Source organism: Methanocorpusculum bavaricum DSM 4179 (assembly GCF_000430905.1).
Classification (GTDB): domain Archaea; phylum Halobacteriota; class Methanomicrobia; order Methanomicrobiales; family Methanocorpusculaceae; genus Methanocorpusculum; species Methanocorpusculum parvum.
On sequence record NZ_AUMX01000011.1, the window covers coordinates 62,703 to 72,037 of the forward strand.

The window sequence follows — 9,335 nt, forward strand, 5'->3', positions numbered from 1 at the left end:
TTTTTTAATAGAACTTGCGCGAAAATATCGACGAGCAACAAATCACATAAATAGCGTTGATCACAATTTAAAAAAAGGACAATAGCATGCCTTCAGCCGGAATTGAACCGGCGACAACCAGATCTTCAGTCTGGCGCTCTCCCGACTGAGCTATAAAGGCTCTTGCGTAACTAATGTTAGCATAATAACTATTTATAATAATCTGATTGCATCTCTCAAACACCTTATCCATTCCAAAAACCCACTACTACACAATGGTCAAGAGCGCCAATACAAAAAACGGAACCAATAAACAGACCCTTCAGGAAAAAATCGTCGGACGAACCACACATATCGTCCACCTGACCCATAACGACTTGGACGCCGCAGGATCGGATGCGGTCTGCCGGATGACATTCGGCGACGAGATCCTCACCCTCTTCTCATCCGTCGGGCGGTTCGGCTGGTTTCTCGCGCAGGTTGGCGGATGCAACGGGAAAGGAGACACCCTCATCATCAGCGATCTCGGTTATCAAAACGGCGTCGAAGACCAGATACGAAAAGCCCACGCAGCAGGCTGGATCATCCAGTGGTACGACCACCACAAATGGACCGAGGCGGAAAAACACAAGGTCATACCATTTGTCCAGACCCTCATCGTAGACACGACAAAATGTGCCACCGGCGTCGTTGCCTCGGTCTTTGCCAAAGACAATCAAAGCGCACGCGAAGTTGCCGGCGTTGTATGTGACTACGACCTCTGGAAACACCAGGACCCAAGATCCGCAAAACTCGGCATCGTCACCTCCAAACAGGAAAACCTCAGACTCATCCGGGACAAACTCGCGAAAGGAATCATCATCGACGAAGAAGTCTCCCGCATCTTTGAGAAAATCGAGCACGACAAAAACAAGTGTATGAAAAAAAGCATCAGAGCCGCGAAAATATACCGGGGAAAATACACGATCGCCGTTATGCCGGCCTACGGCTACCCAAGCGAGACCTCAGCAGAAGCACGCAGGCAGCTGAAAACCGACATCGAACTTCTTGTCTTCGACAATGGAAAGTTCTCTCTCCGCAGTGTTCCGGAGATCAGCCACCTGATAGCCAGACAGTTCGGCGGAGGAGGGCACCCGAATGCATCCGGAGGAAGCTTCAACTACACCTGGAAAGAGAAGTGGATGCTCAAACTCTTCAGAAGAGTCTCCGGCGCCAAACCTTTCATCGCCGCGGCAGAAAACCTCTGACCGCACACTTTTTTTATCCGCAGTCCAATACTAGCATATGACCAACCTTTCCGGCCATATTATGATAAACTACGGGATCTGCACCACCTGCGGATCGTGCACTGACATCTGCCCAAACAACATTATCCGGCAGGATGCAGACGCCTCCCCGGTCGTCCATCCCGGACCTGACTGCATATCCTGCGGACACTGCATAGCCGTCTGCCCGACCGGCGCCATGCATATCGATCTGGAAACCGAACCGGCTGGTTTCGCCGACCAAAAGATCCTTGCCCGCCATCTCAAAAGCCGCCGGTCTATCCGCCGCTGGAAAGACACGCCCGTATCAGACGACGAATGCGAAGAACTCATCGCGATAACCGCCCATGCGCCGTCAGGATGTAATGCACATCCCGTCATCTGGATCGTCGTCAATGACCCGGAAAAAGTAAAGGCATTCGTCTCCGCAGCCGCCGAACTCCTCAGAACGGTTCCAAAGGAACACCGCATGTACGGGCTCGCATCCGGACTTCTCCGGAAACTGGATGCAGGAAACGATGTTGTCTGCAGAAACGCCCCCGCGCTTCTCATCGCAGCTGCCGATCCTAAAGAGGACCTGGGTCTTGTCGACAGCATCATCTCCCTCACCTATGCTGATATCTATGCCCCGTCGATCGGGCTCGGGACCTGCTGGGCAGGATTTGTCATGATCCTTCTGGGCGCATTCCCGCAGCTTACAAAAACCCTCGGCATTCCTGACACCTGCAAAGCGCAGTTCGCACTCCTTGCCGGTCACCCAAAATACACATTCAAAAACATCCCGCTGCGGGAGATGCCTGACATCATCTGGACATAAAAAAAGATTTAGAGGGTGAGAAGCAACCGCGGCAGCTCAAGAGCGAGCCAGGGGTTTGCCTTGAATATTGCAATCACCAGTGATTTGACCGTGATCTCATCAAGAGAAAGATCCGTCATCGAATGGACGATCGAGTTGAACTTCGCATCATCCATTTTGATGAACGCCTCTTTTACCGCATAGTTTCTTGCAAGGGCATGACCAAGGTGGCCGTTTCGCCAGGTCTCGTCATACACCATCAGCGCTTTTTTCGAGGTATCCCCCTTTTTCAGCGCGGATGCGGCAACTTCGCCCGCAAGCCTTCCGGTGTACATCGCATTGTAGATACCTCCGCCGGTGATCGGATCGGATAAACGGGCGGCATCGCCGACGATGAGCAGATTGTCGGCGACCGTGCATTCCAGCGGCTTGCAGACGGAGACGCCGCCTACGATCAGCTCGGTGATCTTTCCGTTCGGGAACTCGCGGGCAATGAACCTGTCGAGATAATCCTTCGCACGGTGCCCTTCGCCGGATTTCGTGCCGGCAATGCCGATACCGACATTCGCACACCGGTGACCCTTCGGGAAAACCCAGATGTATCCCCAAGGTGCGTCCGTATATGAGAAGTAGAACAGATTTGCCCGTTCGTCTATGTCGATATCGTTCACGATGTACTGGGCGCAGGTCTCAAGCTCGGCAAGCGGAACGGTCGTGTTGATACCTGCCCATTTGGCAAACTTCGACTCGACACCATCGGCCGCAATAACGACTTTGGCACGGACTTCATAGGTTTTTCCATGCTGATGGATAACAGCGCCGGAGACCTTGCCGTTGATCATGATCGGAGCGGACGCACGAGCGTGTACCTGGATCTCGGCGCCTGCCTCGGCGGCCTGCCAGACCAGTTCACGATCGAAGACCTTCCGGTCAAGAACGTAGCCGACTTTTCCTCCGGCATGTTCGCCGCCGATGGTGAACTTCGTTCCGTCAGGTCCGATCAAAACCGCCTTGTCGAGATCAGCAGCGATCCATTTCGGATCGGGATCGATGAACTCTGCCAGCGCTTCCTTGCCGATACCCTCCGCACAGCGGACGGGGGCCCCGATTGCCGGGCGTTTTTCGACGAGGAGAACGGAAAGACCCTGCTCGGCAGCGGCCTTTGCAGCAAGAGCTCCCCCAGGACCTCCGCCGACAACCAAAACATCGTATGCTTCCTTCATTGTTCCTCCAGTACGATCGCCCCAAGCGGGCAGACCGTAGAACAAATCTTACATTTGCTTTTACAGAGGGTCTCGTCAACGGTCAGATAGGCATCGATGAGTTCGAGGGCCCCTCTCGGACAGACGGAAACACAGGCTCCGCAGTATCCGCAGACATCTCGTCGAATATGAATCATCGTCTTAATAATTTGTTTCAGCCGTTTAATAGTTTGCTCTGCGGGAGCCTTATATCGTCAGACAAACAACATGGTTGTATGGATGCGGATGAAAGGACAAGACCGAGTCTGATGTACATCGTGCTGATGATCGTGGCGATCGGCTGTGTCGTGTACGGGATCTACGGATGGATCACCGGCTTGTGGTAAAAAAAGGGGAGTTATTTTTTCGAACCCGGGGCGGTCGTGACCTTCAAAACGGCTTCAGCCAACTCTTCCAGCCGCTCGGCCGGGAGACCGGCGACCATCTCTTCGTCGGCGATGCCGGAGAATTTGCGTGAACCGTCACACCCGAGAGAGAAGTTCGGTTCGCCGTTCTGATACACATAGGCGGTCGCATCCGAGCAGATCGACTGGATGCCGGCAAACTCAGGATAGAGCCTTCCGCCAAGCCGGAAAAGCGTAGACTGGGCAAGTTTCAGCATGGCAAACGGATTGGCGAAGATGATCACGACATCCGGAACGAAGGTTGCTTTTTCCAGGGGGGCATAGACCGTAGCGTAAGTCGAAAGCGGCAGAGCAGGAACATTATATACAGTGCGTTTGCTTGCACCAAGCGAACTGTACTTTCCAAGTTTCAGGTAGTGTTCGCCGGAGTCCATCGAGGGACCGATCTCACGCAGACCAAGGACCCAGGCACCCCCGCCGCACTGATGTTTGGCGTCAGGTGCAAAAAAGATCTTTCCTTCCCGTGCGAGGGAAACCATCCGACAATGACGAACGGTCTCTTCGATCTCAGGGATGCCGGCAGGGATCTGCTCAGGAGACGATGCGAGTTTTACCGCGACCGGCGAGCCGGTAAGGTGAAGGGCTTCCTTAAGGGTCGCCGAGATTTTTGCATAATCTGTCATGAGGTAAAATACGTCATTTGATTATTTAATATCGTTCATAGAAGACGCAGTTTCTGCTCGACCTTGTCAAAAAATCCTCTGCCAACATCGACGAAGAGAGCGGGTTGTGAGGATTTTCGGATGAGCAGTCTGGCATTTTCACCGATTTCATACTGATCCTGACCGTCGATCACCAGCAGCGCGGGTTTGACGGAGACAAGGCGGATCTCGACTTCGCTTTTAGAGTTGATCAGGTACGGGCGCGAAGAGAGCATGTAGGGAGCAAGCGGGACTAAAAGCATCGCTTCGATCGTCGAGTCGACGATCGGCCCGCCGGCACTCATCGCATAGGCGGTCGAACCGGTCGGCGTCCCGATGATCAGCCCGTCCGCACGGAACTCATCGATCTGTTTTCCGTTGATGAACACCTCAAACTTGAGGATCTTTGCCGGCCGGGAGGTCACGATGACCGCCTCGTTGAGCGCCGATCCGACGGATCTGCCGTTGTATTCTATGGATATCCGCATGCGGGGATCAAGAGGGAGCGGCAGGGAAAGGGAGGTGAGGATCTCTTCAGCTTTGTCCCGTTCGATATCCGTTAAAAACCCGACCTGCCCCTGGTTGATCCCGACGACAGGGACCTGGCGGTCCAGCATCCGGATGGTCCGGAGCACACTGCCGTCACCGCCGAGAACGACGATAAGATCGGCTGAGAAATCCTCCGACAGCGAGACAGGCGTATAGCCGAGTTCGGCGGCAACCGACTGTTCATACACGACTTCGTGACCCAGGTCGCGAAGCATCCAACCGATCGACTGGGCAAGTTCGACCGGCTCTTTATAATCTATCCGGGATACGATACAGATCTTCATTTTGACCTCAGTATCTCTGACACTTTTGCGTGGATCACCGGGTTGGCCGCGAGGAGAGGGCGGCCGGCGCATACATCATCGGGAAACGCAACCGGCGATCCGTCAGGCTGCGTAACAATGCCTCCGGCCTCTTCGCAGATGAACATCCCGGCGGCGGCGTCGGTGATCCGCAGGGTTGTGCGAAGATCTAAAAATCCTTCGAGCCTTCCGCAGGCGACATAGCAGAGTTCCAGCGCAGAGGCGCCGAGTTTTCGTCCCCGGCGGGTACGCATACCCTTTTCGAGAAGGGAGATCATCTCCGGCGCACGTGCGTAGATGCTCATTGCCGAGATGTTCAGCTCGGCTTTTTTCGAAACACGGATCGGGCGTCCGTCAAGGAAGGCGCCTTTGCCGCGGATCGCCGTGAAGGTCTCTTTGTTCGCGAGATTTCTGACATAACCTGCGGTCATGACCCCTCCTTCGGATAATCCGATCGACAGCGCATAAAAGGGAATGCCCGCGCCGGCATTGAATGAGCCGTCGACCGGATCGAGATAGGCGAGACCGGATTCTCCGCCAATGTCGGTGACCAGGCCGGCTTCTTCAGAGAGGACGGCTCTGCAGACTTTTCGTGACCGGAACACAGCGAGGATGATATCTTCGGCGATTTTATCGAGACGTTCGGTCGGGGTGTTGTCCGCACCCATGCAGAGTTCTGCGGCGCCGTACTCTGTCCCGATGAGGGGAGCCAGCGCTTCCTCAACCATGGGCGCGATTTTATCGCAAACTGAAAGAAACTCTGCGGGATCCATACGTATTAGTTCTATTGGCGGGATATCCACATGAATACTTGCCCGCCCACGGGGTGTAGTAACACTCATAAGCAATTACCTCCCATACTTAGAGAGATATACTATGAAGGAACAGACTGAAGTTGGAAAACTGAAAGAAGGTCGTTACGTTGTCGTCGACGATGAACCATGCAAGATCCAGAGCATCTCCATCTCCAAACCAGGAAAACACGGAGCAGCTAAGGCGCGTTTAGATGTAGTCGGTCTTTTCGACGGACAGAAACGCTCAGTCGTCTCACCGACATCGGCGACGGTCTATGCACCGATCGTTGAGAGAAAGACCGGACAGATCCTGACGATCGCAGGAAACGTTGTCACGTTCATGGATATGAAAGACTTCAATAACTTTGAATTAATTGTAGAGGACGCACACGTTCTGGCATCATTCCAGCCGGCTCAGGAAGTTCCTTACATCGAGTCGCTTGGCAAGCGCAAGCTTGACCTTTAAGACTGCACAATAATTCCATCTATGCAGTCTTTTTCTAACACTCTTTTTGCGGATGCGGAAACTGCATATTCTGACGCAGCATATGGAATATTCGGCGTCCCTTTTGACGGAACAACATCTTATAAGCCGGGATGCCGGGATGCGCCGGCGGCGATCCGTGCAGCCTCCTATAATATCGAGACCTACAATCCCTATTATGATATAGAACTTCCAGATATCCCGTTTCACGACATGGGTGATCTGTATGCAGAGTGTCTGCCGGATCTGGTTGTCGATCAGGTGGAGGATGTTGTTTTGGATCTTATCAAAGATGAAAAGATCCCGGTGATGATGGGCGGAGAGCATTCAGTAACGATCGGAGCGGTGAGAGCTCTGCAGCCAACCTGGTATGTTGTCTGTGATGCCCATCTTGATATGCAGGATGAGTATCGCGGGTCGCCGTTTAATCATGACTGCGTGACGGCGCGGGTGCATGACGTTACTTCACAAATCATCATCATCGGAGCGCGCAGCGGATCGAGGGAGGAGTTTGTCCGTGCACGGGAGATGTATCATGTCTTTACGGCGGATGAGGTGAAAAGCAGGGGGATCGGTTCTGTACTGGCTGACGTTGCAAAGCTTGTCGGAACAGAGTCTTTGTATCTTTCGATCGATGCAGATTCGATCGACAGCTGTTTGACGCCGGGTCTTGGAACGCCCGAACCGTTCGGACTTACCCCGGGTGATGTGCGTGAGGTGATCCGCGCCCTGGCAAAACAGGCGGTCGGCTTTGATTATGTAGAGGTCCTCCCAAATGATGCGGGGCAAACGGCGATGGTCGCAGCGCACCTGATCCGCGAGTTTATCGCCGGACATGCATGTACGCCGAAACGTTACGACTGAATCATTTCTGCTGATCTTCATCAGCTTGCTTTTTTTCTGAATGATTAAGATGGACGTGCGGCACGATTTTTACACAGTCTGAAAAAAGAGGGAGGTTATCCCTGAAGAAGGACCAGAAGTTCTGTTCCGTCTTTGTCGGTGATGATCAGGCTTCCGTCGATGATCTTGTAGCCGGCTGATGCTTTGAGCGCAGCGAAGAAGGCAAATTCAGCCTGCATTTCTTCATCTGTTCCCGCCATCATAGTCGAGATGATGTCGTCACCGACTGAAAGAGTGCTGTCTGCGGCCGTATACGATCCGCCGTAGACATTGACTGGAGCCAGTCCGCCTAATGATCCGTCGGCATTGAAGTGCAGGGTAACATTCTGATCAGATGCAAGAAGCCATTTTCCAACGATAGCAGGGGTTTTGGTGAAGGTCAGGAGAACGGCTCCTGCGCTGTCGGTGAGATGGAGGGTGCTGTTCTCAAGTTTGCAGCCGGATACGTTGTTCAGCGCGGTGAAGAAGGCCGACTCATTCTGCATTCGCGGGTCGTCTCCTGCCATGAGGGTCGAGCCGATGCCGGCGAAGGCGAGCCCGTTGCTGACTGAGAGGGTGTAGGTCCCAAAGTAGCTGTTGACCGGGGCGCGGCCGTTTATGGTCCCGTCGGGAAGGATGGACAGGGTCACTGACGGATCGGAATTAAGCGTCCAGGTTCCGGCCGGGCTTTTTGCAGCATCGGCAAATGTAAGGAGCGCGGATCCGGTGTTGTCAGTGAGAGTGAGGGTCCCGTCGATGATCTTCCAGCCGGTTACGGCTTTGAGGGTGTTGTAGTATTTCTGTTCCTGCTGCATGAGATTTGCAGGTCCCGCCATTTTTGTCGATCCAAGACCGGTGATGGTGAGATTGTTTTCAGGACCGAAGGTAACTGAGCCGAAGTAGGCATTTACCCCGCTGTTTCCGGAGATGCCGGTGTCCGTTATTTCTAGAGAGATTATGCCGATCACGGGCGTGTTGTCCGAACCTATACCGGTAAGGATCCACTCTCCCTGAGGTGTCTGGCTGTTTTGCGGAGCGATGCAGCCTGCTGCGATTACGCCAGCGATGATCACTGCCAAAACGGCGAGTATGAGTTTTGTGTACTTCATACACTATTATTGGACGCGCTTACCTATAATACTGGCTTTAACTACGAATTTTTTATCAGTTATTTGAAGAGTATCGAGCGAATAACCTGAAAAATATTGGTGTTTTTTTACATTATCAACAAACCCATTCCAGCGGACCTACAATGGCGCAAATATTAATACACCATGATTTGCATACAACTTGGTTATATGGACCCGAAAAATGATGAGATCACAGGTATCTGGCATGCAGATCAGGAGTATGCTGACGGAGGAATGTTTTTTCAGCTGACGTATGTGTTTGCAGATGACGGGACGGTGTCGGAGTTCTGGTATGATTCCGGTGACGGGACGCTCAAACGTCAGTATGATCTGTTCTGGGAGCGGGATACAGAAGGTGAATATACGCTGAATGACGGGAATGATTTTAGAAAATATACGATTGCAGAGGGAAAACTCTGCGATGTGTATTTTGAGCTGTATTATCATCGCGAAAAATAACCGCTCTTTTTTTATTTTCCCCCGTTCTTTCTTCTTGTATGCAGGATACCCCGGGGTATCCGGATAGAAGACGAAAGAAGAGGGGACGACAACCAAAACATGAGAGCTTGCGCTCAACACTAAAAAAACACAAATAAACCATTGCAAAAGAATAAGGGGGGGTGCAGCGTTGACCAGTTCCCGAGAATTCGCATATCTCAGTACAATGACCGACGCAAGAGAGCTTAACTGCCGGGTTCGGAATGGGTCCGGGTGGAACCTCTCTGCTATGGCCGCATGATCCCCCAAGCTAAGTTCCCGATTTGAACGGGAGTAGAGTTGCTCTGCAGGCAACCGCGTGGCCGCTCCGCCAACTTAGCACAGTAATCTGGCATAACATATATGCCGT

The 9,335-nt window shown here is 52.8% G+C and carries 11 protein-coding genes, 1 tRNA gene and 1 rRNA gene; 5 read left to right on the top strand and 8 right to left on the bottom strand.

Annotated features, from left to right (window positions below; all coding sequences use genetic code 11):
* Positions 1–87 precede the first annotated feature (87 nt).
* A tRNA-Phe gene (locus H575_RS05010) sits at positions 88–160 on the bottom strand.
* A gap of 94 nt (positions 161–254) precedes the next feature.
* On the opposite strand from H575_RS05010, the gene H575_RS05015 reads away from it, so the two are divergent.
* Together H575_RS05015 and H575_RS05020 are read left to right on the top strand one after the other, a co-directional pair.
* Positions 255–1,226, top strand: coding sequence for a DHH family phosphoesterase (locus H575_RS05015; protein WP_042698868.1), 972 nt, complete (start codon positions 255–257; stop codon positions 1,224–1,226).
* A gap of 37 nt (positions 1,227–1,263) precedes the next feature.
* Positions 1,264–2,061 (top strand): nitroreductase family protein, encoded by a 798-nt coding sequence (locus tag H575_RS05020; RefSeq protein ID WP_042698870.1) that lies wholly within the window; start codon positions 1,264–1,266, stop codon positions 2,059–2,061.
* 8 nt (positions 2,062–2,069) lie between these two features.
* Here H575_RS05020 and H575_RS05025 read toward each other — a convergent pair whose 3' ends face one another.
* From H575_RS05025 to H575_RS05045, 5 genes are all read right to left on the bottom strand, one after another.
* A complete protein-coding gene (locus H575_RS05025; protein ID WP_042698872.1) occupies positions 2,070–3,263 on the bottom strand; it encodes an NAD(P)/FAD-dependent oxidoreductase in 1,194 nt (397 codons plus the stop codon).
* Positions 3,260–3,439: a 4Fe-4S binding protein gene (locus tag H575_RS05030; protein WP_042698875.1), complete on the bottom strand. Its 180-nt coding sequence runs from the start codon at positions 3,437–3,439 to the stop codon at positions 3,260–3,262. Before H575_RS05030 ends, H575_RS05025 begins: the two co-directional genes overlap by 4 nt.
* A 200-nt stretch (positions 3,440–3,639) precedes the next feature.
* Positions 3,640–4,329, bottom strand: a complete 690-nt coding sequence (locus H575_RS05035; RefSeq protein ID WP_042698878.1) for a DUF169 domain-containing protein — start codon at positions 4,327–4,329, stop codon at positions 3,640–3,642.
* A gap of 35 nt (positions 4,330–4,364) precedes the next feature.
* A complete protein-coding gene (locus H575_RS05040; RefSeq protein ID WP_042698880.1) occupies positions 4,365–5,180 on the bottom strand; it encodes an NAD(+)/NADH kinase in 816 nt (271 codons plus the stop codon).
* A complete protein-coding gene (locus tag H575_RS05045) occupies positions 5,177–6,040 on the bottom strand; it encodes a bifunctional fructose-bisphosphatase/inositol-phosphate phosphatase (protein WP_323383138.1) in 864 nt (287 codons plus the stop codon). The genes H575_RS05040 and H575_RS05045 overlap by 4 nt, the downstream gene beginning before the upstream one ends.
* A gap of 34 nt (positions 6,041–6,074) precedes the next feature.
* Between H575_RS05045 and H575_RS05050 the strand changes: the two genes are divergently transcribed.
* On the top strand, positions 6,075–6,458 hold the full coding sequence (locus H575_RS05050) for a translation initiation factor IF-5A (RefSeq protein WP_042698885.1): 384 nt from the start codon (positions 6,075–6,077) through the stop codon (positions 6,456–6,458).
* A gap of 21 nt (positions 6,459–6,479) precedes the next feature.
* Positions 6,480–7,340, top strand: coding sequence for an agmatinase (speB, locus tag H575_RS05055; protein ID WP_042698887.1), 861 nt, complete (start codon positions 6,480–6,482; stop codon positions 7,338–7,340).
* A gap of 95 nt (positions 7,341–7,435) precedes the next feature.
* On the opposite strand, the gene H575_RS05060 is transcribed toward speB, so the two are convergent.
* A complete protein-coding gene (locus H575_RS05060) occupies positions 7,436–8,467 on the bottom strand; it encodes an META domain-containing protein (RefSeq protein ID WP_042698889.1) in 1,032 nt (343 codons plus the stop codon).
* A 165-nt stretch (positions 8,468–8,632) separates the two neighbouring features.
* On the opposite strand from H575_RS05060, the gene H575_RS05065 reads away from it, so the two are divergent.
* On the top strand, positions 8,633–8,947 hold the full coding sequence (locus H575_RS05065) for a hypothetical protein (protein ID WP_211213858.1): 315 nt from the start codon (positions 8,633–8,635) through the stop codon (positions 8,945–8,947).
* A gap of 158 nt (positions 8,948–9,105) precedes the next feature.
* Here H575_RS05065 and rrf read toward each other — a convergent pair.
* Positions 9,106–9,227, bottom strand: a 5S ribosomal RNA gene (gene rrf, locus H575_RS05070).
* Positions 9,228–9,335: the final 108 nt, after the last annotated feature.

Excerpts from the sequence above, each read along its gene's own strand:
- H575_RS05065 (WP_211213858.1), top strand. The coding sequence starts at position 8,633 with ATGATTTGCATACAACTTGGTTATATGGACCCGAAAAATGATGAGATC.
- H575_RS05045 (WP_323383138.1), bottom strand. The coding sequence starts at position 6,040 with ATGAGTGTTACTACACCCCGTGGGCGGGCAAGTATTCATGTGGATATC.
- H575_RS05040 (WP_042698880.1), bottom strand. The coding sequence starts at position 5,180 with ATGAAGATCTGTATCGTATCCCGGATAGATTATAAAGAGCCGGTCGAA.
- H575_RS05030 (WP_042698875.1), bottom strand. The coding sequence starts at position 3,439 with ATGATTCATATTCGACGAGATGTCTGCGGATACTGCGGAGCCTGTGTT.
- H575_RS05025 (WP_042698872.1), bottom strand. The coding sequence starts at position 3,263 with ATGAAGGAAGCATACGATGTTTTGGTTGTCGGCGGAGGTCCTGGGGGA.
- H575_RS05035 (WP_042698878.1), bottom strand. The coding sequence starts at position 4,329 with ATGACAGATTATGCAAAAATCTCGGCGACCCTTAAGGAAGCCCTTCAC.
- H575_RS05020 (WP_042698870.1), top strand. The coding sequence starts at position 1,264 with ATGACCAACCTTTCCGGCCATATTATGATAAACTACGGGATCTGCACC.
- H575_RS05015 (WP_042698868.1), top strand. The coding sequence starts at position 255 with ATGGTCAAGAGCGCCAATACAAAAAACGGAACCAATAAACAGACCCTT.
- H575_RS05050 (WP_042698885.1), top strand. The coding sequence starts at position 6,075 with ATGAAGGAACAGACTGAAGTTGGAAAACTGAAAGAAGGTCGTTACGTT.
- speB (WP_042698887.1), top strand. The coding sequence starts at position 6,480 with ATGCAGTCTTTTTCTAACACTCTTTTTGCGGATGCGGAAACTGCATAT.
- H575_RS05060 (WP_042698889.1), bottom strand. The coding sequence starts at position 8,467 with ATGAAGTACACAAAACTCATACTCGCCGTTTTGGCAGTGATCATCGCT.